The organism is Pseudomonas sp. NPDC088890, from assembly GCF_044900155.1.
Classification (GTDB): Bacteria; Pseudomonadota; Gammaproteobacteria; order Pseudomonadales; family Pseudomonadaceae; genus Aquipseudomonas; species Aquipseudomonas urmiensis.
The window spans coordinates 175,823-197,565 of record NZ_JBJDNG010000009.1; the positions used below are offsets into that span (position 1 = coordinate 175,823).

At 62.2% G+C, this 21,743-nt stretch carries 21 protein-coding genes; 13 read left to right on the forward strand and 8 right to left on the reverse strand.

Going from position 1 to position 21,743, the window contains the following annotated elements; translation table 11 throughout:
- The first annotated feature begins 14 nt into the window (after positions 1-14).
- The 3 genes from ACI2JX_RS19430 (at position 15) to ACI2JX_RS19440 (ending at position 2,846) form a co-directional block, all read left to right on the forward strand.
- Positions 15-1,958 carry an acyltransferase family protein gene (locus ACI2JX_RS19430; RefSeq protein ID WP_404690780.1) on the forward strand — a complete coding sequence of 648 codons (1,944 nt, stop codon included), beginning with the start codon at positions 15-17 and terminating at the stop codon, positions 1,956-1,958.
- Positions 1,959-2,176: 218 nt separating this feature from the next.
- Positions 2,177-2,560 (forward strand): type II toxin-antitoxin system RelE/ParE family toxin, encoded by a 384-nt coding sequence (locus ACI2JX_RS19435; RefSeq protein ID WP_404690781.1) that lies wholly within the window; start codon positions 2,177-2,179, stop codon positions 2,558-2,560.
- A complete protein-coding gene (locus ACI2JX_RS19440) occupies positions 2,541-2,846 on the forward strand; it encodes a DNA-binding transcriptional regulator (protein ID WP_186554550.1) in 306 nt (101 codons plus the stop codon). The genes ACI2JX_RS19435 and ACI2JX_RS19440 overlap by 20 nt, the downstream gene beginning before the upstream one ends.
- 18 nt (positions 2,847-2,864) lie before the next feature.
- Here the strand turns inward: ACI2JX_RS19440 and ACI2JX_RS19445 are convergent, their stop codons facing one another.
- The 3 genes from ACI2JX_RS19445 to ACI2JX_RS19455 are packed head-to-tail and all read right to left on the reverse strand — an operon-like array spanning position 2,865 to position 6,671.
- Complete coding sequence (locus tag ACI2JX_RS19445; RefSeq protein ID WP_404690782.1) at positions 2,865-4,160, reverse strand: NAD(P)/FAD-dependent oxidoreductase; 1,296 nt, start codon at positions 4,158-4,160, stop codon at positions 2,865-2,867.
- 14 nt (positions 4,161-4,174) lie between these two features.
- Complete coding sequence (locus tag ACI2JX_RS19450; RefSeq protein ID WP_404690783.1) at positions 4,175-5,263, reverse strand: polyamine ABC transporter substrate-binding protein; 1,089 nt, start codon at positions 5,261-5,263, stop codon at positions 4,175-4,177.
- Positions 5,264-5,312: 49 nt separating this feature from the next.
- Positions 5,313-6,671, reverse strand: a complete 1,359-nt coding sequence (locus tag ACI2JX_RS19455; RefSeq protein WP_186554547.1) for a glutamine synthetase family protein — start codon at positions 6,669-6,671, stop codon at positions 5,313-5,315.
- A gap of 151 nt (positions 6,672-6,822) precedes the next feature.
- On the opposite strand from ACI2JX_RS19455, the gene ACI2JX_RS19460 reads away from it, so the two are divergent.
- On the forward strand, positions 6,823-7,722 hold the full coding sequence (locus tag ACI2JX_RS19460; protein ID WP_264233027.1) for a helix-turn-helix domain-containing protein: 900 nt from the start codon (positions 6,823-6,825) through the stop codon (positions 7,720-7,722).
- Positions 7,723-8,250: 528 nt separating this feature from the next.
- On the forward strand, positions 8,251-10,164 hold the full coding sequence (locus ACI2JX_RS19465; RefSeq protein WP_404690784.1) for a hypothetical protein: 1,914 nt from the start codon (positions 8,251-8,253) through the stop codon (positions 10,162-10,164).
- 45 nt (positions 10,165-10,209) lie between these two features.
- Here the strand turns inward: ACI2JX_RS19465 and ACI2JX_RS19470 are convergent, their stop codons facing one another.
- Positions 10,210-11,595, reverse strand: coding sequence for an aldehyde dehydrogenase family protein (locus ACI2JX_RS19470; protein WP_368971912.1), 1,386 nt, complete (start codon positions 11,593-11,595; stop codon positions 10,210-10,212).
- A gap of 107 nt (positions 11,596-11,702) precedes the next feature.
- Between ACI2JX_RS19470 and ACI2JX_RS19475 the strand changes: the two genes are divergently transcribed.
- The 4 genes from ACI2JX_RS19475 to ACI2JX_RS19490 all read left to right on the forward strand — a co-directional run bounded on the left by ACI2JX_RS19475 (position 11,703) and on the right by ACI2JX_RS19490 (position 14,582).
- A complete protein-coding gene (locus ACI2JX_RS19475) occupies positions 11,703-12,569 on the forward strand; it encodes a putrescine utilization regulator PtrR (RefSeq protein ID WP_264233022.1) in 867 nt (288 codons plus the stop codon).
- Positions 12,570-12,652: 83 nt separating this feature from the next.
- Positions 12,653-13,096, forward strand: coding sequence for a carboxypeptidase regulatory-like domain-containing protein (locus ACI2JX_RS19480; RefSeq protein WP_404690785.1), 444 nt, complete (start codon positions 12,653-12,655; stop codon positions 13,094-13,096).
- A 55-nt stretch (positions 13,097-13,151) separates the two neighbouring features.
- The gene (locus tag ACI2JX_RS19485; protein WP_404690821.1) at positions 13,152-13,898 is read left to right on the forward strand and encodes a phytanoyl-CoA dioxygenase family protein; all 747 of its coding nucleotides are present in this window, start codon (positions 13,152-13,154) and stop codon (positions 13,896-13,898) included.
- Between the two features lie 162 nt (positions 13,899-14,060).
- Positions 14,061-14,582 carry an acyloxyacyl hydrolase gene (locus ACI2JX_RS19490; protein WP_264233018.1) on the forward strand — a complete coding sequence of 174 codons (522 nt, stop codon included), beginning with the start codon at positions 14,061-14,063 and terminating at the stop codon, positions 14,580-14,582.
- A 50-nt stretch (positions 14,583-14,632) separates the two neighbouring features.
- On the opposite strand, the gene ACI2JX_RS19495 is transcribed toward ACI2JX_RS19490, so the two are convergent.
- Together ACI2JX_RS19495 and ACI2JX_RS19500 are read right to left on the reverse strand one after the other, a co-directional pair.
- The gene (locus ACI2JX_RS19495) at positions 14,633-15,523 is read right to left on the reverse strand and encodes a universal stress protein (protein WP_312151963.1); all 891 of its coding nucleotides are present in this window, start codon (positions 15,521-15,523) and stop codon (positions 14,633-14,635) included.
- An 82-nt stretch (positions 15,524-15,605) separates the two neighbouring features.
- Positions 15,606-16,190: an NTP transferase domain-containing protein gene (locus ACI2JX_RS19500; RefSeq protein WP_368971910.1), complete on the reverse strand. Its 585-nt coding sequence runs from the start codon at positions 16,188-16,190 to the stop codon at positions 15,606-15,608.
- A gap of 147 nt (positions 16,191-16,337) precedes the next feature.
- On the opposite strand from ACI2JX_RS19500, the gene ACI2JX_RS19505 reads away from it, so the two are divergent.
- The 3 genes from ACI2JX_RS19505 to ACI2JX_RS19515 all read left to right on the forward strand — a co-directional run bounded on the left by ACI2JX_RS19505 (position 16,338) and on the right by ACI2JX_RS19515 (position 18,237).
- The gene (locus tag ACI2JX_RS19505; protein WP_404690786.1) at positions 16,338-16,547 is read left to right on the forward strand and encodes a hypothetical protein; all 210 of its coding nucleotides are present in this window, start codon (positions 16,338-16,340) and stop codon (positions 16,545-16,547) included.
- A 67-nt stretch (positions 16,548-16,614) separates the two neighbouring features.
- Entirely contained in the window at positions 16,615-17,406 is a 792-nt protein-coding gene (gene hisN / locus ACI2JX_RS19510; protein WP_404690787.1) for a histidinol-phosphatase, read from the forward strand.
- Between the two features lie 99 nt (positions 17,407-17,505).
- A complete protein-coding gene (locus ACI2JX_RS19515; RefSeq protein WP_264233010.1) occupies positions 17,506-18,237 on the forward strand; it encodes a hypothetical protein in 732 nt (243 codons plus the stop codon).
- A gap of 25 nt (positions 18,238-18,262) precedes the next feature.
- On the opposite strand, the gene ACI2JX_RS19520 is transcribed toward ACI2JX_RS19515, so the two are convergent.
- The gene (locus ACI2JX_RS19520; protein ID WP_404690788.1) at positions 18,263-19,147 is read right to left on the reverse strand and encodes an alpha/beta hydrolase; all 885 of its coding nucleotides are present in this window, start codon (positions 19,145-19,147) and stop codon (positions 18,263-18,265) included.
- A 101-nt stretch (positions 19,148-19,248) separates the two neighbouring features.
- On the reverse strand, positions 19,249-20,226 hold the full coding sequence (locus tag ACI2JX_RS19525; RefSeq protein WP_404690789.1) for a LysR family transcriptional regulator: 978 nt from the start codon (positions 20,224-20,226) through the stop codon (positions 19,249-19,251).
- 352 nt (positions 20,227-20,578) lie between these two features.
- On the opposite strand from ACI2JX_RS19525, the gene ACI2JX_RS19530 reads away from it, so the two are divergent.
- On the forward strand, positions 20,579-21,739 hold the full coding sequence (locus ACI2JX_RS19530) for a glycine betaine/L-proline ABC transporter ATP-binding protein (RefSeq protein WP_404690790.1): 1,161 nt from the start codon (positions 20,579-20,581) through the stop codon (positions 21,737-21,739).
- Positions 21,740-21,743 lie beyond the last annotated feature (4 nt).

Consider the following 21,743-nt stretch of genomic DNA (forward strand, 5'->3'; position numbering starts at 1 on the left):
AAGGAAGATCACTCATGCGTCAGGAAAGTTACCGCTCCGATATTGACGGTTTGCGCGCGGTGGCGGTGATTGCCGTGTTCCTGCATCACCTGAACACCTCGTTGTTGCCGGGCGGTTTCGTCGGCGTCGACATCTTTTTTGTCATCTCCGGCTACCTGATCACTTCGCAAGTATTCCAGGAGGTGCGTCAAGGCAGCTTCTCGCTCAAAGGCTTCTATCAGCGACGGATCAACCGCATCGTGCCTGCGCTGGCAACGGTGCTGTTGGTGTGCGTGGTGCTCGGCGCCTTCTTGCTGTCACCGGTAGACCTGATGCGGCTCAACGCCAATGCCCTGTTCGCCCTGTTGGGGGTGTCGAACATCTTCATCTGGCTCAAGTACGGCAACTACTTTGCCGCCGACGCCGGTGAAGCGCCGCTGCTGCATACCTGGTCGCTGGGTATCGAGGAGCAGTTCTATGTGGTCTGGCCATTGCTGGTGCTGTTGGTCTATCGCCTGGCGCCACGGCATTTGTTGTGGGTGCTGGGGGGCGGGCTGGTGCTGGCGATAGGCGTTTCGCAGTATGCGACCGGGGTGTTCGCTACGGCGTCTTACTATTTGCTGCCAACCCGCTTCTTCGAGCTGATGCTAGGGGGCTGGTTGGGTATTTGGCACTTGCAGCATACGCCGCGGGTTGGCCGGATGACATCGCTGGGTTGTTCGCTGCTTGGCTACCTGTTGATTGGCGCGTCGCTATGGCTGCTCAGCGAGGGCGCGCCGTTCCCAGGGTTGAATGCCTTGTGGCCGTGCCTGGGGGCGGCATTGCTGATCCATGCCGGGGTCAGCGGCGGTCCTTCGCCGATTCTCTGTTGCCGACCGATGGTGTTCGTCGGGCTCATCTCGTATTCGCTTTATCTGTGGCATTGGCCGCTGATTGCCTACCTCAATTACCTTGAGGTGCCGATGACCTTCGCCCTCGGCTGTGTGGTAGTCGCCGGCGCGCTGCTGTTGGCCTGGCTGTCCTGGCGCTATGTGGAAAAACCCATGCGCCGCAGTGGCGTGAAGCTTGGTTTCACTCAGGTGTTCGCGCGCCGCTTCGCCGTGCCAGCCATGGGCTTGGCGTTGCTGGCAGGGGTCACGCAGCAGTTCAGCGGCTTTCCGCAGCGCTTCAGCCCCCAGGTGTTGGCCCTGGAGGCGATGACCCTGGAGCGGCCGGCGGAGATTCGCCGCGGCTGTCACGTGCCCAGCGGGCTGTACCGCACCGAGCCGGATGACACCTGCCGCCTTGGTGCGGCGAAAGCGGCTATCGACGGCATCCTGGTCGGCGATTCGGTCGCCAACCATTTCAGCGGCATGGTCGATATCCTGGCACGCCCCGACGGCATCAGCCTGATGGACTACACCCTCGACTCCTGTGCGCCAGTGCTGGGCTACAACGGCGGCATGCCAGGGGCCTACGCCGATCATTGCGCTCAACGGAACCAACGGGTGTACGCCTTGATCGAGGCCAAGCGTTATCCCTACGTGGTACTGGCGGGTAACTGGCCGAACGACGAAACGGTCGGGCCGGCGATCGAGGCCAGCCTGGCGCGAGTGGTGGCCAGCAGCGGGCAGGTGATCGTGATCCTCAGGAACCAGCCGATCGACAAAGCCGCGACCTGCCCGATACGGCGCCTGATGTTTGGCCTGGAGCATCCGTGTGAAGCCGCTGAGACGCCACTGCCGCAGTATTGGGCGCAGATTCGCCACAAGTATCCGCAGGTGCGCTTCATCGACCCCAACCAAGTGATTTGCCCCAATGGCCTGTGCAGTCCGTTGATCGATGGCAAGTTGCTGTATCTGGATAACGGCCATTTGAACGAGGTCGGCTCGCGGTTCATCGGCCAGACCTTGCTGGAACGGGGGTATTCACTGCTCAAGGATCCTCGGCCGCAGGTGGTCAGCACCAACGCGCCCGGCAAAGCTGACCGGTCGAACTAAGACAATCTTCTACTGTTTGCGGGCACTGGCTGACTGAGCAGTGCCCCGGGCAATGCGGGGTGCCTGGGCCCGTTCGGTCTGCGCATAACGCCGAGCCAGCTAGGGCAACGGCTGCGCAGATGCAATTTCCTACGATGCCCCCTGATTCCGCCGACTTTTCACAGCTGCCCATCATTGGAAACTATGCCCGTTAAGGGTATGGTTAGGGCGGACTCACAATGGATGTGTACAAGCGCAGGGATTTTGCTCGCTGGCAAGCCAGCATGAAGCTGACCGATTGCATGTTGTGCAGGGCAGTCGAGGAAATGCGTAATGGTTTGGTCGACGCAAGCTTGGGCGGCCTGCTGTTCAAAAAGCGCATTGCCAATGCCGCAGGCGGTAAGCGTGGCGGGTATCGAACGCAACTTTCCGCGCGCATCGGCAGCCGCTATGTGTTTTTGCACGGGTTCGCCAAGAGTGACAAAGCGTCGATAACGGCAGATGAACAAAAAGCGCTGCAATTTGCCGGCAGGGTATTTCTCGAATTATCTGCTGTGGCCTTGGCGAAGGCCCTCAGGGCAGGTGTACTGATGGAGGTGTGCTGTGAGCAGCAAACTTATTGAGTCGTTGCGTGATGACCTGACTGCACTGCATCAAGCAGGGGCGGTGGGCAAGGTTACGTTGCGCGACTTCGAGGCTATTTGCCCCGCGCCGGTGCGCGATTTCAGCGCGCTGGATATCCGCCGTTTGCGCGAAACGCTCAATTTCAGTCAGCCGGTATTCGCCCTGCATCTGCATACCAGCGCGTCCACTGTACGCAAGTGGGAGCAGGGCGAAACACGGCCAGCCGGGCCTGCGTTGAAGCTGCTCAATGTCATTGCTGACAAGGGGCTGCAGGCCATTCTTTGAAGCGCTGCCCGTCGCAGGCTAGCCCAGCACCTCGCGCAGCCGATACCACATCATCCCCAGCGCCAGCAGCGGAGAGCGCAGGGCCTTGCCTCCCGGGAAGGTCAGGTGCGGGACTGCGCTGAATACATCCAAGCCCTGGCTATGACCGAGCGCGATGGCTTCGGCCAACAGCTTGGCGGTCCAGTGGGTGACGTTCAGGCCGTGCCCTGAATAGCCCTGGGCGTAGTAGACGTTGGGATGCTGGCTGAGCCGACCGACTTGCGGGAAGCGGTTGGCAGTGATGCCGATCATGCCGCCCCACTGATAGTCGATGCGTACACCGGCCAGTTGCGGGAACACCTTGAGGACCTTGGGCAGCATGTAGGCGCCAATGTCCTTGGGATCGCGCCCGGAGTAGTGGCAGGCACCGCCGAACAACAAGCGGCGGTCGGCGGTGAGGCGGTAGTAGTCCAGGCCGACTTTCTGGTCGCACATCGCCATGTTCTGTGGGATCAGCGTCTTGGCCAGCTGCTCTGGCAGCGGTTCGGTCGCTACAACGTAGCTGCCAGCGGGCAGTACCTTGCCGCTCAGGCGTGGCTCGAGTTCGTCCAGGTGGGCGTTGCAACCCAGTACCAGACTCTTGGCCCGCACGCTGCCACGGGCGCAGTGCAGGGTAACCGTGCTGCCGTGCTCAATGCGCAGCACCGGGCTTTGCTCGAAGATCTGTACGCCCAGGCCGGCAGCTGCGCGGGCTTCGCCTTGCACCAGGTCGAGTGGGTGCAGGTGCCCTGAGCCCATGTCGATCAGGCCACCTGCGTACTGCTCGCTGGCGACCACTTCATGCATCCGCTCGGCACTGACCAGGCGCGTTTCGTGGCGGTAGCCGAGGCTGGCAAGCTCTTGCTGTTCATCGCTGAAGGCAGCGAACTGCGCCGGGGTGTTGGCCAGTTCGCAAAAGCCCCAGCGCAAATCGCACTGGATGTCGTATTGGGCGATGCGCTGGCGGACCAACTCGACCGAGTCGATCCCGGCGTGCTTGAGGTAGCGCACGCCGTCCTGGCCGACGTAGCGGGCGAAGCCGCTGACGTCATGGCCAATGCCGCGAATCAGCTGGCCCCCGTTGCGCCCGCTGGCGCCCCAGCCAATCCGCCGGGCCTCCAGGAGGATCACCGAAAGCCCGCGCTCGGCCAGCTCCAGGGCGGTGTTGACCCCGGTAAGACCACCCCCGACCACGCAGACATCGGCACTGAGCGCGCCTTCGAGTGCAGGGTAGGGCGTCGTCGCCCGCGCGCTGGCAGCGTAGTAGGAGGCAGTGTGTTGAGTATCAAGGGACATGGCGCGTACTCGGCTCAGCGATTGGATTTGATCTTGCTCCAGGAGCGGGTCATGACGCGCATGATCTTCGGGCTCGGAGTGCTGGAGACATACAGCTTGTCCAGCACCTCCTGGGGAGGATAGATCTCGGGGTTGTTGACCAGCGAGGGGTCCATGTGGGCCTTGGCCTCAAGGTTGGCATTGGCATAACCGACCGTGGCACTGACCTTGGCGATCACCTGCGGGTCGAGCAGGTAGTTGATGAAGGCCAGGGCCTGGTCGGGGTTGCTGGCATCCTTGGGAATTGCCAACAGGTCGAACCACAGGTTGCTGCCTTCCTTGGGAATGCTATAGGCGATTTTCACGCCATTGTTGGCCTCCACCGCGCGGTTGGCCGCCTGGAACACATCGCCGGAATAACCAAAGGCGACGCAGACATCGCCGTTGGCCAGGTCCGAGACATATTTGGAGGAGTGGAAGTAAGTGATGTAGGGGCGCAGCTTGAGCAACTGGACCTCGGCCTTCTTGTAGTCGTCTTCCTTTTCGCTGCGTGGGTCCATGCCCAGGTAGTTGAGCATTGCCGGGAACAGCTCGTCCGGCGAGTCCATGAACGCCACGCCGCACTTTTGCAGCTTTTTCAGGTTCTCAGGCTCGAACAGCACCGCCCAGGAGTCGATCTTGTCGATGCCCAGGGCTGCCTTGACTTTGTCGACGTTGTAACCGATGCCGTTGGTGCCCCACAGGTAGGGCACCGCGTACTGGTTGCCGGGGTCGTTCTGCTCAAGCTGCTTGAGCAGTTTAGGGTCCAGGTACTTGAAGTTCGGCAGCTTGCTGCGATCGAGCGGCAGGAACGCGCCAGCCTTGGCCTGGCGCGCCAGGAAATGGTTGGAGGGCACTACCACGTCGTAGCCGGTGCGCCCGGCCAGCAACTTGCCCTCCAGGGTTTCGTTGGAGTCGAACACGTCATAGACCACCTTGATCCCGCTGCTGGCCTGGAAGTCCGCCAGGGTGGTGTCACCGATATAGTCGGTCCAGTTGTATACGCTGACCGTTGGTTGGGCCTGGGCGGCCGCGCCGAACAGCAAGGCGAATGCTGCGGGAAGCAAAGAGTGCAAATGACGCATGTCGACACCTCATTGGTATTTTTCTTGGGTCTGTTGCGAGTGTTGCGGATCAGACGCTGAGCATCAGGAACTCACGCTCCCAGGAGCTGATCACGCGCTTGAAGTTCTCGTGTTCGGCACGCTTGACCGCCACATAGCCCTGGACGAACTGGCGGCCCAGGTAGGTCTGCAGAATTTCGCAGTCTTCCATGTGCTGCAGGGCGTCTTCGATGGTGATCGGCAGACGCAGATTGCGCCGCTCGTAGGCACGGCCTTGGACCGCTGCGCTCGGCTCGATCTTCTCGACCATGCCCAGGTAGCCGCACAGCAGGCTCGCCGCGATGGCCAGGTACGGGTTGGCATCGGCGCCCGGCAGGCGGTTCTCGACCCGCATCGCTTCTGGGCTCGAGGTCGGCACGCGCAAGCCGGCAGTGCGGTTTTCTTCGCCCCACTCGACGTTCACCGGCGCCGAGGTATCGGGCAGGAAGCGGCGGAACGAGTTGACGTTGGGGGCGAACATCGGCAGCACTTTGGGGATGTACTTCTGCAGGCCGCCAATATGATGCAGGAACAGCTCGCTCATGCTGCCATCGTCGTTGGCGAAGATCGGCTTGCCGGTGGCGATGTCGACCACGCTCTGGTGCAGGTGCATGGCGCTGCCCGGCTCGTCGGTAATCGGCTTGGCCATGAAGGTTGCGGCGACGTTGTGCTTGAGCGCTGCCTCACGCATGGTGCGCTTGAACACGGTGATCTGGTCGGCCAGGTCGAGCGCGTCGCCGTGACGGAAGTTGATTTCCATCTGCGCCGGGCCGTCTTCATGGATCAGCGTGTCCAGGTCCAGCCCTTGGATTTCGCACCAGTCGTAGACGTCTTCGAACAGCGGGTCGAATTCGTTGGCGGCATCGATGGAGAATGACTGCCGACCGCTTTCGGCGCGCCCCGAACGGCCCAGTGGCACTTGCAGGGGCAAGTCCGGGTCTTCGCAGCGCTTGGTCAGGTAGAACTCCATCTCCGGCGCGACGATAGGCTGCCAGCCTTTGTCGGCGTAGAGCTTGAGGACCTTTTTCAGCACGTTGCGCGGCGACAGTTCGATCGGGTTGCCTTGTTTGTCGAAGGTGTCGTGGATCACGATCGCGGTCGGCTCGATCGCCCACGGGATCTGGTACACCGCACTAGGGTCGGGGCGGCAGACCATGTCGATGTCGGCAGGGTCGAGCAGGTCGTAGTAGATGTCGTCGTCGACATAGTCGCCGGTGACGGTCTGCAGCAGCACGCTCTCTGGCAGGCGCATGCCGCGCTCATGGAGGAACTTGGCGGTCGGCGCGATCTTGCCGCGGGCGATGCCGGTCAGGTCGCTGATCACGCATTCGACTTCAGTGATGCGGTGTTCTTTCAGCCACGTGGACAGCTGATCGAAAGGGGCGTTCATACAGACCTCTTGGTTGGGTTTTGGTGGCACATCGTTTCAAGGAATCTTCCCAGCTGATGCGCTGAGGGCTATCTTGGTCGCAGCCCACAGGGTTGATCTATCCACTTCCTTCGGCAATGAATGCACCAAAAGAGTGCATATAGGACATCGCGTGACAACGCCCCATGCCTTGCAGGTCCAGGCTTTCAACACCAGCGACGTGACAGAACAGGTGCGCGCCACCCCGGGCTGGCAGCAGCAATACCGGCAAATGTCCCCCGGGCATTTCAACGGCCAACTGCGCTGTTTGGGGCTCGATGGCGTGGAAGTCTACGAAGAGCGCCTCAACACCCGGGTCGAGCAGTTCTTCCGCGCGCCCAGCGGGTCGTTGACGTTTTGCTTTGATCGCAGCGATAACAGCCTCTACGTGCTCAATGAAGAGAGCCGCAATATCTGGATCACTCCGGAGAACTACCAGGAAGTGGCGGTGGTGTTCGATCAAGGCTTCTTGCAACGGCATGGGCTGGATGTCAATCGCCTGGAAGGGTTGTTCATGGTGCCGTTGGACAGCGTGCAGAACGCGCTGTTCGGCGGCTGGCTCAGCGCCACTCTGACGCGCCTGGGCCAAGCCGATTCGCCGGTGGAGGGCAGGGCGCTGGCCGAGCAATTGCTGGAGGACTGCCTGTTCATCCTCGACAACGCCAGCCAACGGCTGCAGGGCGATGCCCTGGAGCGGCGTGGCGAGGCGCGGGCGGTGATGCGGCGGGTCAGTGACTGGGCGGCGGATTGCCCGGACGAGACGCTTAACCTGGTGGAGCTGGCCAACGTTGCCGGGGTCTCGGTGCGCCAGTTGCAGCAGACGTTCAAAGCCTTCACCAACCTGCCACCAGCTCATTGGTTGCGTTTGCGCAGGCTAAACGGAGCACGGCGAGACCTGCTTCGTGGGGGCGAGTTGACGGTGGCTGAAGTGGCGATGCGTTGGTCGTTCTGGCATCTGGGGCGGTTTTCCGACAGTTATCGGCAGTTGTTTGGCGAGTTGCCGAGTGAGACGCTGCGCCGGGCAAGGGGTTGAGGCCTGGGCCGGCTGTGCTGGCCTCTTCGCGGGCAAGCCCGCTCCCACAGGGATTGCGTTGTTCTCCAGAGCAGCGGGGTCCCTGTGCTGACCCCACAGGTACGGCGTTGTTCTCCAGAGCAGCGGGATCCCTGTGCTGACCCCACAGGTACGGCGTTGCTCTCCAGAGCAGCGGGGTCCCTATGCTGACCCCACAGGTACGGCGTTGCTCTCCAGAGCAGCGGGGTCCCTGTGCTGACCCTACAGCTACGGCGTTGCTCTTCAGACCAGCGCGGTCCCTGTGCTGACCCCCTACAGGTACGGCGTTGCTCTTCAGAGCAGCGGGGTCCCTGTGCTGACCCCCTACAGGTACGGCGTTGCTCTTCAGAGCAGCGGGGTCCCTGTGCTGACCCCACAGGTACGGCGTTGCTCTTCAGAGCAGCGCGGTCCCTGTGGGAGCGGGCTTGCCCGCGAAAAGGCCAGCGCAGACAATTCTGCATGCCCCGGTAAATATTGGTATGGTGCCCGGCAGTTTTCCCCGAGGTTCCGATGTTCTATCTGCCACTGACCAGCGACCAAGCCGAGCGCCTCGCCAGCGAGGCCTGCGCCGGCGAATTTCTTCCCCAGGCCAGCCTGCCGGAAACGGCCAGCGTGCTGTTCATCCAGAACCTGCCACGCCAGCAAGGAAAACCCTCGGTAGAGGCCCAAGAGCGGCGCTTTGCCGAAATGTTGCGCATCGCCGATGAAGTGCATGCTGCTGCCCCCGACCAGTTCCAGGCGCAAGTAGCCAAGCGTTTCGACGCCGAGGCGTTCGCCATGGGGCTGGGCATGCTCGGAGAAAACGGCATTGGCCTACTGAGCCCTGAGACGCCAGTCGATCCTGGCGACTGGCGCGACAGTGAGGGCGGCTGGAACTTCCTGTTCGCCGATAGCTACCGCCAGTTGGTAACGCCGCTGCACCCTGTCAGCCTGCCGTCGCTGTCCAGCGACCTGCGTCTGAGCGACCAGCAGAATCGCCTGCTGCGCGAATTTCTCTCCGGTGTCGACGAATCGGTAGCCGTGCAAGGGTTCGCCGGCACCGGCAAGACGTTCCTGATCCATCAATTCGCGCGCTTGCTCGATCCCCAGCGCACTTTGTTGCTAGCCATGACCGAGGGCCAGTTGCGCGCCTTGCAGGCGCGGGTCAAGGACGCCTCGGCGTTCACCGCACTGACGTTCGGCCAGTTGGCCGACGAAATCCTCAATCGCGACCTGACCAGCAATGGCTGGCGCCTGCGCGACGCCTACCGCAGCAAGCTGTCCTGGCGCCCACAGGAGTCGCAGGTGGTGCAGTGGCTGGGAATCCCCGATATCGGCCCGCTGGCTGCTCGTGAGGTGGTTGCCTTGTGCATCAAGGCCGTGCGCAGCTTCTGCCGCAGCGCTGATGAGGTTATCGGCTTGCAGCATCTGCCATGGATGGGGCCGGGATTCTCGCCGCTGGATCAGGAGGTGTTGCTGGAGAAGGCGCGCCTGTACTGGCAACAACTGATCCGCCCTTCGGCGCGGGAGATCCAGCTACCGGTGCGCGATTACCATCGGGTCAAGCTGCTATCGCTGACGCGCGAAGTCATCGATGTTCAATTCAGCCATGTCATCGTCGACGAAGCCCATGAGTTATCTGCGCCGATGCTTGCCGTACTCGACCGCAGCCCCCAGGCGATCATCACCCTGGGAGATGACCTGCAGAACCTCAATGGCCTGAGCCCGCACCACGGCAGTTTCATTCGCCAGCGCTGCATCGACCACTCGTTGCGAGCGGGGCCGGCGATGGAGAGCGTGCTCAATCCGCTGATCCTGGCGCACCCATCGGCTATCCAGGCGGCCTTCACCGGCAGCGCCGAACACTACACGCGGGTGAGTTTCTTCGATGCGGTGACGGTGCCCGAGCAGCCTACGGCGTTGCTGGTTGACGATGAATGGGGGCTGTTTGGTTGGTTCCAGCGCCTTACCCATCAGGGCGTGCCGTTCGTCCTGCTCCAAGGCGCACGCAAGGAGTTCGAGCTGTTCGTCGAAGACTGTATCGAACTCTACCGCCATGGCACCCGACCACGGCACAACATGCTGTTTCGCTATGCCAGCTGGCAAGCGCTGGAGCAGGACAAGGGTGACGACAAGGCTTTCGCTGCGGTGGCCAACATGCTGCGCAAAGGCTACAGCCCGGAACACTTTGCCAAGGCCAAGAGCCGCTACCGCTGGGACAAGGCGCCCAAGCTGTTCCTCGGTCGGGTAAGGGATGTGAAGAACATGGAATTCGCCCGGGTGATGGTGTCGCCTGAGCTGATGGTCGCGCCTGGCGCCGGCAACAACCGCAACGAGCGGGCACGGATGTTGGCCGGCTTGTATACCGCCTGTTCGCGGGCCAGGCATGAACTGATTGTGCCTGGAGGAATGCTCGATTGGGTCAAGGATCAGGTGCGCGATTGAACATGTTGGGGCCGCAAAGCGGCCCCAACTGCCATCGCAAAACAATCAGTTGCGATCCAACCAAACGGTCTGCACATTGCAGAACTCACGCACCCCAAAGTGCGACAGCTCGCGGCCAAACCCGCTTTTCTTGACGCCACCGAACGCCACCCGCGGATCGGACGCGCAATAGCCGTTGATGAACACGCCACCGGTATCCAGCGCCGCTGTCATCCGTTCTGCCAAGGCAACATCGGCGGTATAAATGGTCGCGGCCAAGCCAAACTCGCTGTCATTGGCCAGTTCCACCGCGTGATCGGCATCGCGCGCTGCGATGATCGCCGCCACGGGGCCAAACAACTCTTGCTTGAACGCGGTCATTTCGCAGGTCACGCCAGCGAGCACGGTCGGCTGGTAGACGTTGGCGACGCCCTCGGCCTTCTGGCCGCCGAGCAGCAGGGTCGCGCCTTCAGCCAAGGTCGCCTGTACCTGGCCATGCAACTCGTCGCGCAGGTCATAACGGGCCATCGGGCCGATGTAGGTGTCGTCCTGCAGCGGGTTGCCGACCTTGAGCTGGCGGGTCGCCTCGACGAATTTGCGGGTGAACTCATCAATGATGCTGTCTTCGACGATCAGACGCTTGGCCGCGGCGCAGACCTGGCCGGTGTTCTGGTAACGGCCGATCACCGCGGCTTTGACGGCAGCATCGAGGTCGGCGTCGGCCAGCACGATGAACGGGTCTGAACCGCCCAGCTCCAGCACGCATTTTTTCAACGCAGCGCCGGCCTGGGCGCCGATGGCCATGCCGGCGCGCACGCTACCGGTCAGGGTCACGGCAGCAATGCGCGGGTCATTGATGGCGCGAGTGACGCCATCAGGGGTGACGTTGATGACCTCGAAGCTGCCATCTGGCAGGCCGGCCTGCTTGATGATCTGCAGCAGCAGGTAGGCGCTGCCCATCACATTGGGAGCGTGCTTGAGCACGTAGGTGTTACCGGCCAGTAGCGCAGGCACGGCGCCGCGCAGGACTTGCCAGATGGGGAAGTTCCACGGCATCACCGCCAGGATCGGGCCCAGTGGACGGTACTCGATACGCGCCTTTTCGATCTGAGTCGGCTCCGGGGCGAGCATGGCTGGGCCGTGTTCGGCATACCACTGGCACAGGCCAACGCACTTGCTCACCTCGCCACGGGCCTGGCTGATCGGCTTGCCGATTTCGCGGCTGATCATCACCGCCAGGGCTTCGTGGTTGGCCTGCAGGGCATCTGCCAGAGCGATCAGGTATTCGCTGCGCTGACCCAGCGACACCTTGCGCCACAGGTTGAAGCCAACCTTGGCACGTTGCAGCGCCGCGTCCAGTGCGGCGTCGGTGTCGAATGGGTAGTGGCCGATCTGCTCGCCGCTGTACGGGTCGACGGAGATGGCGTGGGTCAGGCTAGTGATCTGGCTCATGGCGGAGCGCCTCGTTGTTGTTGGTGAGTGACGCCCAGACTAGTGGCGTGCATCATTATTGAAAACTGAATAATAATGAGCGAAACATTCACGTTTGGAGAAAGATAGTGGACTTGGTGCAACTGGAAATCTTCAAGGCCGTGGCCGAGCACGGCAGCATCAGTGCGGCCGCCCAGCAGATTCATCGGGTGCCGTCAAACCTGACCACCCGTATCAAGCAGCTTGAGGAGGACCTGGGCGTCGAGCTGTTCATCCGCGAAAAAAGCCGGCTGCGCCTGTCGCCGGCCGGTTGGAATTTTCTTGAATACACCCGGCGCATTCTTGACCTGGTGCATGAAGCCCGACTGACCGTGGCCGGTGAAGACCCACAAGGTACTTTCGCCCTGGGTTCGCTGGAAAGCACCGCCGCGGTTCGCATCCCGGCGCTGCTGGCGGCCTACAACCAGCGATTTCCCAAGGTCGACCTGGACCTCTCCACCGGACCTTCCGGCACCATGCTCGAGGGGGTGTTGTCTGGCCGACTGGTCGCGGCGTTCGTTGACGGCCCGGTGTTGCACCCGACCTTGGAAGGCATGGCGGTGTTCGAGGAGGAGATGGTGGTCATTGCGCCGCTCAACCATGCACCGATCAGCCGGGCGCGCGAGGTCAACGGCGAGAGCATCTACGCCTTTCGCGCCAACTGCTCCTATCGCCATCACTTCGAGAACTGGTTCGTCCAGGATCAGGCGGTGCCCGGCAAGATCCACGAGATGGAGTCCTACCACGGCATGCTGGCCTGCGTCAGTGCCGGTGCGGGCCTGGCGCTGATGCCGCGTAGCATGCTCGACAGCATGCCAGGGGTCAGCACGGTGAGCGTGTGGCCGTTGTCGCAGGACTTTCGCTATCTCAAGACCTGGCTGGTGTGGCGCCGCGGGACGGTGTCGCGCAGCTTGAGCATGTTCATCAAGTTGCTGGAAGAGCGCCGCGCTGCCTGACCGATGGTCGCGCCAGGGCGCAACGCCAGGCGCGGCGCAGCGTCGAACATAGGGTAAGCATCCCGCTGATGGAGGAGTGCACCATGCGCAACCATCATTACGGCCTGTGTGCGGCATTGCTGGTGGGCCTGGCTCTACCCTGGACACTGGCGGCTGGCGCAGACCTCAATGCGCCAATCGACGCGCAGGCTGTGCAACTGCAGCCGCAGGAGCAGAACGGCATCCGCTATCTGCAAGGTGGCATCGGCCAGGACGAGGCCAACGCCTTGCGCCAAACCCAGGGCTACAACCTGCACATCACCCTGTCGACCGGCCCCGAAGGCAAGTTCCAGACTGGAGCGGCGGTCGATATTCAAAGTGGCCAGGGCCAGCCGCTGCTGAACCTGCAGGACGTCGGCCCGATGATCTACGTGCAACTGCCACCGGGGCATTACCGGGTGATCGGCCAGGCTGAAGGGCAGACCGTGCAGCAGCAAGTGAGTATTGACGGCAAGGCGCCAGTGAAGGTCAATCTGAACTGGCCTTGAATGCCCATTCATCACCAGGAGTACAGATGTGCTCCTGGCGCCGGAGGGTAATCCGATGGGTGTGCAGGAGCAGTTGCACGCGCTGCACGACGACGGTTTTGTGCTTATCCCTGACGTGCTCGATGCACTGCAGATTGCCTTGATACGCTGCGCTATCGACGATCTGCAGCCACTGCACTGGGACTACCAAGGCCTGCTCGAACAGTACAAGTGCGTATTCAACCGCAGCCCGCTGTGGCTGAGATTTCTCGACCTCCCGGCGCTTATCGGCCTGGCCGAAGCGGCCTTGGGCGACGATTGCCACATCATCGGCCAGACCGCCTGGCGCAGTCATCCTGGTTATCCAGGCCTGCCATGGCATCTGGATCACCTGCCCATGCAATTGCCGCCGTGGCTTTACGCCCAGCACGATTTCAGCCTGCCCATGCACATCATCACGGCGCAGCTGTATTTGTGCGATATCGACTTGGCCATCGGCCCAACCTGGGTAGTGCCAGGCAGTCATCGCGCGGGGCGAGCGCCAGAGCCGGGCGAGGACAGCTGGCAAGGGCAGGGCGCCCAGGCGCTGCTGTGTCGGGCCGGTACTGCCTTGGTGTTTCGCAGTGACCTCTGGCACCGCGGGGCGGCCAACAGCAGTGCCGGACACGTGCGCGACATGCTCCAGGTGCACTATGGCCGGCGCATGGTGGCGCAGAAGTTTTCCCCATACCTGAGCTGGCAGTTCAACCCTGAAGTACTGGCCGCAGCCACTGCCCGGCAACGGCGTTTACTCGGGGAGCACGTCGAGTCGGAATACGATTAGCCTATTAGCCAATAGTGGCAATCTACTTTCAACTTTCTGACTATCTAGTCGATAATCCGAAAAGTATTGCACCTTGTTACTTGGCTGGATGCCCAGGTAGACAAGCGAAAAATGAGGGGCTCAAGCCCCCGATTTCCGTGAAGACCATCAGGAGAGTCATTGATGAAAACCCGTCTCGCCACCACGCTGGCGGCCGCCGTCCTGGCGTTCGCTGGCGCCAATCTGGCCCATGCCGCACAAGTGTCCGGCGCTGTTGGCGCCACCGGCCAAGGTGACATGACCTACCGTATCGGCCTGTCCTGGGATTGGGACAAGCAGTGGCTGCAAAGCAGCACTGGCCACCTGACTGGCTACTGGGACGGCGCCTACACCTACTGGGAAGGTGGTGAGGCCAGCGGCGCCCATTCGCTTTCGTTCAGCCCGGTGTTCGTCTACGAGTTCAGCGGCTTCACCTACACCCCCTACATCGAGGCGGGTATTGGCCTGGCAGCGTTCTCCAAGACTGACGTTGGCGACCAACGCCTGGGCTCTGCGGTCAACTTCGAAGACCGCATCGGTTTTGGCCTGAAGCTGCCGGGCGAGCAGAAGGTTGGCATCCGCGCGATGCACTACTCCAACGCCGGCATCAAGCAGCCTAACGACGGCATCGAGTCGTACTCGCTGTTCTACAGCAAAGGTTTCTGATGCATGGCAGGCAGGGCGGCAATCGCCCTGCCTGCCTTTTCGCCAGTGCTTTAATGCACTGCCTTGATCGCCAGCACGTTGCACAGTGGATGTTCCAGCACATGCGCGGTGGTACCGCCCAGGAAGGTCTGCATGGCGTCGTGCCGATGGCTGCCCATGACGATCACATCGACCCGGCTGTGACTGATGTACTGGGCAATCGCCCTGATCGCCGGCCCCTCAAGGAAATGCCGGCGCTCCAAGGCGACTTCATGATGATCACCCAATCGATTGAACGCGGTCCGTTGCGCGACCCGCACACTGGCGTCGAAGCCAGGCATGGTCACTGTGCCAGCGCCAAAGTCGGCGATATGGGTTTTCGACGCATCGCACACATGCAGCAAATGCAGCTCGGCATTGCATTGCAGGGCCAGCGCACGCGCGCTGTGGATGACCTGCTCGTCCAGGTGTTCACCGGCGCCGTGGCTATTGAGATCGACCGCTGCAGCGATTTGCCGGGGTAGCGGCAGGCGGATTTCGCTGACCAGGTGCACGGCGACCGGGCTGTCCTTGAGCAGTTGCCAGTCCAAGGGTGTTACCAGTAGCCGCTTGAGCACCGGCTCGTGCTGTACATCCTTGATCAGCAGATCGCAGCCCAGGCGTTCGACTTGCTCCAGCACACTGCCCAGGGGATCGCGGGTCAGCAGCAGCTCGGTGGAAACATCCAGGCCGGTATTACGCAGCTGCTCGGCAACGTCCGCTAGCCACAGACGATTGTGGGTCAACAGGCGCTCGCGCTCGCTGCCATCGCTCATCAGGCCAAAGGTGTCGACATCGTCGACGAAAACGTTGACATCCAACAACGCACCGCTGGATTCGGCCAATGCCGCAGCCCGCTGCAAGGCGGGTGAGTAACGCATCTGCGGGCCGAGCATGACGAACATGCGCTTGAACTGGCTCATCGCACACCTCCTCGTGTGGCAGCCCCCCGTTCATGCCGTTGTTGATTGGCGGGCCAAGTGGCGCGCCAATCCCACTTTCAGTCTAGACGCTCTGCGCCGGCGGCACGTCGCTGGGGCGATCGATGTCGATCAATACTCCCGGGTCATCGACCGTCAGCGTGTGCACTGCGTGGCTGTTCGCCTGGACCACGCTACGCGCGCCGCTGTCGCCGGCAAGCTGACTGAGCTCGGCCCAGAAGTCGCGGCCGAATATGACTGGATGACCGGTCTTGCCTTGGTAGGCGGGGCGGCAGATTCGATCAGGAGCAGCGCTGGCGAGCAGGGTATCCAGGGTACTGGCGTGGATGAACGGCATGTCGGCGAGAAACACTGCCAGCGCCTGGCCTTCGGAAACGGCGCTGATACGCTGGACACTGGCGGCGATGCTATGACCTAGACCGAGCCGGCTGCTGGCGCACTGGACGATACGGACCTTGCTCGGTAGGTCGAGCGGCACCGAATCGTCCTCGCGCAAGGCCAGCCAGACTTCCTCGAACACCGCGCAAGGCAGTAACAGGCTCGATTGCAGCAGGGTCAGGCCATTGCTCAAGCGCTGTTGCCGCTTGTCGCCGCCAAAGCGTTGGCTGCGGCCGGCGGCGAGTACTAGGGCGACTGGCTTGCAAAGCATGGGGTTGTCCTTATCGAGGGCAAGGTTCGCCTGCGCTGGATCGGTGCGGCGCCAGGTGCATGTTAGCAGCCCGCCCGGGGACACGGCTGCCTCAGCACCGCGTGGCAGGGCTTAGGTTAACGCAGCGCTTGGCCAGCTGACTTGGCCATGCACCTGTCGCGGATGGCCCGCGAGGGCTATGGCATCTGCTGGCTGCCGGAATCGGCCGCGCAGGATGAACTAGCCGCCGGCCGCCTGGTGCACGCGGGCGGCGCACACTGGTGTGCGGAGCTGGAAATCTGGTCGTTCAAGGCAACCGGCAACAGCAACCCGACCATGAGCGAGCTGTGGCGCTCGCTGGAGAAGGATGTGCCGTGATCGGACCTGACCGAGCCGGGCAGCGTCGGGTATGATGCGGCCCTCATCACTCCAAGAGGCCTGCCCTATGTCCCTGAGCGCTGCACAGATTGGCGAATTCCGCGCCTTTGCCGAACAGCTGGCCGATGCCGCCGCTGCGGCGATCCAGCCGTATTTCCGAGCCAGCCTGGACGTCGAGGACAAAGGCGGACGCCTGTACGACCCCGTGACCGTGGCCGACAAAGCGGCGGAAGACGCCATGCGTGCGTTGATCCAGGCGCGCTATCCCGAGCACGGCATTCTTGGCGAAGAGCAAGGCGTGGCAGTCGGCAGCAGCCCATTGACCTGGGTACTGGACCCGATCGACGGCACCCGCGCGTTCATTACCGGCCTGCCGCTATGGGGCACGCTGATAGCCTTGAACGACGGTGAGCGGCCGCGCGTGGGGGTGATGAACCAGCCGTTTACCGGCGAGCGCTTCGTCGGTACCCCTGAAGGCGCTTGGCTGGGCCACGCTGCACTGAAGACCCGCGCCTGTAGCGACCTGGCCTCGGCGACCTTGATGTGCACCACGCCCGACATGTTCGATACCCCGGCACGTAAGGCGGCCTTCGAGGCGGTGGCTGGCCAGGCGCGCTTGATGCGCTATGGCGGTGATTGCTACGCCTACTGCATGCTCGCCTCTGGTTTTGTCGATGTGATCGTCGAGGCCAGCCTGCAGCCGTATGACGTGCAGGCACTGATGCCGATCATCGAAGGGGCGGGCGGGGTGATTACTGCGTGGGACGGTAGCTCGGCGCAGAACGGCGGTTGTGTGGTGGCCTGTGGTGATCCGGCGTTGCATGCCCAGGTGCTGGAGCTGTTGCGCCACGCGATGTGATGCGTGGCCTTCACTGCACTTTTTCAACATTCCGCGCTCTATGTCTGGTCAGGCTGAGCCGATCCCCGGCCCCGTCGTTGATCTCAGACCCCGGTGCCAATGGTTGTCCCAGTCTCCCGACATTGCTCGCGCCTGCTGCTGGCAGGCGCCCTGATCGCCCTGTGCGCCTGCACCCAGCAACAGGGGCGCGACATCGTCAGCCAGTTCGGTGACGGCAAGCCCAGCGAGTTGTTCCAGACCAGCGTCGACCGCATGGCCACGCTGTCGATGCGCGACAATCTGCAGAGTTTGTACCTGCTGATGAACAAACTCTACCTGCGCAATCCCAGCCAGTGGAAACAGTCCGGCTACCTCGATGCCGCTACCGCCGAGCGGCAGATTCGAGTGGCGATCGAGCAGCGCCAGCCCTTGGCGCAGCTGGGCGAGCGGCGTGACCTGGCGGCCTTGAGCTATGCCTTGAGCCCCGAGTTCCGGGGCGATCGGGTGGGCGCCTTCATCTACGCCATTGGCAGCATGATCATCACTGCCCACGGCGGGCGCACCGAGTTCTACATGACCGATGCGATTGACCCGCTGTTCGTCAACAACGCCGCGCGCAACATCGAAAAGGCCACCTGGATGCTCAGCCAACGCCAGGATGCCAATGGCGTGTTGCTGCTGTTTTCCAATGAGATTTCCGAGGAGGGCAGTAACCTGAGTTTTGCCGTGGAGTTCGGCAAGATCGTCGCGCGCCTGGATCTGCTGGCACAGATGCTCGACGAGCGCTATCGGCGGATTGGCCTGAATTATGCGCAGAGCTTGTTGCTGATGAATTTCTTGCCGGTTCAGTGAGACCTCAGAGCCCCTCGTATCGCTATCAAAGCAATCCGCGAATCGCCTGCTGATAACGCTGTCCAGCCAAACGCATGCTGTTGTTATGGCTCGCCCCCGGTACCAGTAACAAGCTCTTGGGCTCCTGCGCCGCTTTATACAACTGCTCACTGAAGCGCGGCGGGACAAATCGGTCATCTTGCCCATGCACCAACAACACCGGCATGCCGACATCCTTGATCTTGTCGATCGAGTCGAACTTCTGCGACAGCAACCAACGCACCGGCAGCGCGGTGTCAGCCACTGCGGCGGCGACATCGCCCAGGGAGGTGAAGGTCGACTCCAGGATCAAGCCACGAGCGGCAGCGGGAGCACCGGCGCTCTGCGCCTGGCGCGCCAGTTCTGCGGCCAGCTCAACGGCCACCGCGCCGCCCAGCGAGTGGCCGAAGATCAGCCGCTTGTCGCGGTCTGGCTGCAGTTGCGCGAAGCGCTCCCAAGCGATGCGCGCATCCTCGTAGACGGTCGCCTCCGACGGCAGATCGCCCCGGCTCTGGCCGAAGCCGCGGTAATCCACGGCCAACACCGAATAGCCCATGGCATGCAGTTGTTCGATACGAAACAGCTGCCCGGTGAGGTTCCAGCGCACGCCGTGCAGGTAGAGGATGGCGGGGGCATCGGCGCGCCGCGCCGGCCACCACCAAGCGTGTAGGCTTTGATTGTCGGCGAAGCTACGCGGGCGCAATTGGAGTTCCTGGACGCCTGCCGGCAGGCCGTGGAACCAGCTGGCGTTACCGGGTTCGATGCGAAACACCAGTTCGCGCTCTTTGTGTTGCAGCACGGCGCAGCCGGTCGGTAGGCCGACCAACAGCAGGGCCACGCACAGCCAGCTGAGCCAGCGGCGTTTGAGATGATTGAGCAGGAGCGTTGACATGAGGGGCGTTTTAGCAGAAGCCGTAGCGGGTTTGTCGGGGAAATTGCCCAGTGGCGTAGTCGGATGATTTCAGGTTGTGTCAGTCAGCGCCTCAGAGGCAACTAATCCGCTTGGTGCTCTCCAGGCTGCTGGTACTGCCCCAGCAACCAATCGCGTAAGCGCCGGCAACTGGAGTCATGCTCCTTCTCTTCGTTGAAGGCCAGGTAGTGGAAGGTATCCTTGAGCACCAGCTCATGCGGCACCGGCCGCACCAACAGGCCGCGCTCGACCAGGGTTGCAACCAGATGATGCCAGCCCAGCGCCACCCCTTGATGATTCTGCGCAAGCTGCACCAGCAGGTTGTAGTCGTTGGCGTTGAAGTAGTGCGGCGCCTGGCTGGCGCGGCGCTTGAGGTCGATATTGTGAAAGGCCAGCCAAACGTCCCAGTCGACATGCTCGGCCACTTGCGAGCGGCCGTAGGGGCTGAGGTTGAGCAGTGCCGCATCGCGGATGTTTTCCAGCGTGCACAGTTCAGGGTGTTGTTCCAGGTACTGCGCTGAGCAGATCGGGTAGACCACATCATGGTTGAGCGCCAGGCAGCGGTAGCCGTCGTGGATCTTGCCCAGCTTGGTGATGAAGATGTCCGGACGCACCCCAGGCTCCATCGACAGAAAGTTCTGGGTGGTGATCAGGTTGATGTCGATGTCTGGGTGTTGTTCGAAGAACAGCGGCAGGCGCGGCGCAAGCCAGAGGTTGGCGAACGCCGGCGAGCAGCACAGGGTCACCACGTGCTTGGTGGTGGTGTTGCTGCGAATGCGCTCGGCCGCCTGGGAAATATTGACGAACGATAACTGCACTGCATCGAAGAAAATCGAACCGGCCACGGTCAGCTCAACGGCGCGGCCTACCCGGGTGAACAGCTGCGCGCCAAGGTGCGCTTCCAGCTCGCGAATCTGCCGGCTGACGGCCGCCTGGGTCACGCACAACGCTTCGGCAGCGCGGGTGAAATTCTGATACTTGGCGGCCGCGACGAACACCTTCACGGCGCGTAGCGACGGCATCTTGATCAGGGTCTGATCGGGCTCGGTGTGTTTGACCATGAGGGCAGATCAGGTCCTTGCTGTCAGCGGGGCGGGCTGGCCACTGTAGCGATTAAGCAGTGAGGTGGTAAACCACGATCGCCGCCCTGGCCATATTGATAACCCCAGGTAATGGTTAGCGCCCTACAAATGTCGTTGGACCCGCTATTCGCCGAGGCCTAACGTTAACTCAACGGCGCGGCATTGAAGCGATCGATGTCGATAATTTTACAGCAGGAATTTCTGCGTGCCGGGTTGACTCAACGTTCCGATTTGAACGACTGCCAAGCGTCCTCGTACTGACATTCAACGCCTGCACGGCGTGCCAGTGCGCAGTGTGAATTTGGTTATAAAGATAATAAAAGAGGGTCGTATGAAGCAGGCCGATGAAATTCTCTCGGTGAGCAACATCTTCAAGGTGTTTGGTCCCAACCCGGACCTGGCCATGCAGATGTTGCGCAAAGGCGCCGACAAGCATGAGATCTTCAGCAAGACCGGCCATGTGGTCGGCGTGTTCGATGCAAGCTTTGCCGTCAAACGCGGCGAGATCTTCGTCATCATGGGCCTCTCCGGCTCCGGTAAGTCGACCATGGTGCGGCTGTTCAACCGCCTGATCGAGCCTACCGCTGGCAGCATCCACCTCAACGGCAGGGAAATCACCGGGCTATCCGACAAGGAGCTGCTCGATGTGCGCCGCAAGGAAATGGGCATGGTGTTCCAATCCTTCGCCTTGATGCCACACATGAGCGTGCTGCAAAACAGCGCCTTTGGCCTGGAAATCGCCGGGGTCGCCGAGCAGGAGCGCCTTCGCCGTGCTCGCGAAGCGCTCAGCCAGGTCGGCTTGGCCGGGCACGAGCACAGTTACCCGCACCAGCTGTCCGGCGGCATGCAGCAACGCGTTGGCCTGGCCCGGGCATTGGCCAACGATCCGACCATCTTGCTCATGGACGAGGCCTTCTCCGCCCTCGACCCACTGATCCGCAGTGAAATGCAAAGCGAACTGATCCGCCTGCAGGCCGAGCAGCAACGCACCATCATCTTCATTTCCCACGACATCGAAGAAGCCATCCGCATCGGCCATCGCATCGCGATCATGGAAGGCGGCAAAGTCGTGCAGATCGGCACCCCGCAAGAGCTGATCAACCAGCCCGCCAACGACTACGTGCGCACCTTCTTCAAGGGGTTTGACAGCTCGCGCGTGCTCAAAGCCGGCGATGTCGCCAAGTTCGACCCCGAGCTGGTCTGCCGGGTCAACGGCAAGGCGCCACGCTTCAGGGCCGGGGTGCCGTTCGGCTACCTGGTAGACGAGTGCGGGCAACTGCTGGGGGTGGTCGACACCGCTCCCGACGGCGTCGCGGCCACTGATCGCTACAGCCTGCACGAACGGCAACCGGTATACACCGACACGCCGCTGCACGAGGTGCTGGATATCGCCGCCACGCTGCCGTACCCGGTGCCGGTCCTCGACCGCGAGGGTGCGCTCAAGGGCACCTTGTCGAAGAACCAGCTGCTGCAGACCCTGAGCCGCCACTGAGCGT

What these genes read in the sequence shown, in the direction of transcription:
- ACI2JX_RS19430 (WP_404690780.1), top strand. Translation starts at nt 15, where the DNA reads ATGCGTCAGGAAAGTTACCGCTCCGATATTGACGGTTTGCGCGCGGTG.
- ACI2JX_RS19435 (WP_404690781.1), top strand. Translation starts at nt 2,177, where the DNA reads ATGGATGTGTACAAGCGCAGGGATTTTGCTCGCTGGCAAGCCAGCATG.
- ACI2JX_RS19445 (WP_404690782.1), bottom strand. Translation starts at nt 4,160, where the DNA reads ATGTCCCTTGATACTCAACACACTGCCTCCTACTACGCTGCCAGCGCG.
- ACI2JX_RS19450 (WP_404690783.1), bottom strand. Translation starts at nt 5,263, where the DNA reads ATGCGTCATTTGCACTCTTTGCTTCCCGCAGCATTCGCCTTGCTGTTC.
- ACI2JX_RS19455 (WP_186554547.1), bottom strand. Translation starts at nt 6,671, where the DNA reads ATGAACGCCCCTTTCGATCAGCTGTCCACGTGGCTGAAAGAACACCGC.
- ACI2JX_RS19465 (WP_404690784.1), top strand. Translation starts at nt 8,251, where the DNA reads ATGTTCTATCTGCCACTGACCAGCGACCAAGCCGAGCGCCTCGCCAGC.
- ACI2JX_RS19470 (WP_368971912.1), bottom strand. Translation starts at nt 11,595, where the DNA reads ATGAGCCAGATCACTAGCCTGACCCACGCCATCTCCGTCGACCCGTAC.
- ACI2JX_RS19480 (WP_404690785.1), top strand. Translation starts at nt 12,653, where the DNA reads ATGCGCAACCATCATTACGGCCTGTGTGCGGCATTGCTGGTGGGCCTG.
- ACI2JX_RS19485 (WP_404690821.1), top strand. Translation starts at nt 13,152, where the DNA reads ATGGGTGTGCAGGAGCAGTTGCACGCGCTGCACGACGACGGTTTTGTG.
- ACI2JX_RS19490 (WP_264233018.1), top strand. Translation starts at nt 14,061, where the DNA reads ATGAAAACCCGTCTCGCCACCACGCTGGCGGCCGCCGTCCTGGCGTTC.
- ACI2JX_RS19495 (WP_312151963.1), bottom strand. Translation starts at nt 15,523, where the DNA reads ATGAGCCAGTTCAAGCGCATGTTCGTCATGCTCGGCCCGCAGATGCGT.
- ACI2JX_RS19500 (WP_368971910.1), bottom strand. Translation starts at nt 16,190, where the DNA reads ATGCTTTGCAAGCCAGTCGCCCTAGTACTCGCCGCCGGCCGCAGCCAA.
- ACI2JX_RS19505 (WP_404690786.1), top strand. Translation starts at nt 16,338, where the DNA reads ATGCACCTGTCGCGGATGGCCCGCGAGGGCTATGGCATCTGCTGGCTG.
- hisN (WP_404690787.1), top strand. Translation starts at nt 16,615, where the DNA reads ATGTCCCTGAGCGCTGCACAGATTGGCGAATTCCGCGCCTTTGCCGAA.
- ACI2JX_RS19515 (WP_264233010.1), top strand. Translation starts at nt 17,506, where the DNA reads ATGGTTGTCCCAGTCTCCCGACATTGCTCGCGCCTGCTGCTGGCAGGC.
- ACI2JX_RS19520 (WP_404690788.1), bottom strand. Translation starts at nt 19,147, where the DNA reads ATGTCAACGCTCCTGCTCAATCATCTCAAACGCCGCTGGCTCAGCTGG.
- ACI2JX_RS19525 (WP_404690789.1), bottom strand. Translation starts at nt 20,226, where the DNA reads ATGGTCAAACACACCGAGCCCGATCAGACCCTGATCAAGATGCCGTCG.
- ACI2JX_RS19530 (WP_404690790.1), top strand. Translation starts at nt 20,579, where the DNA reads ATGAAGCAGGCCGATGAAATTCTCTCGGTGAGCAACATCTTCAAGGTG.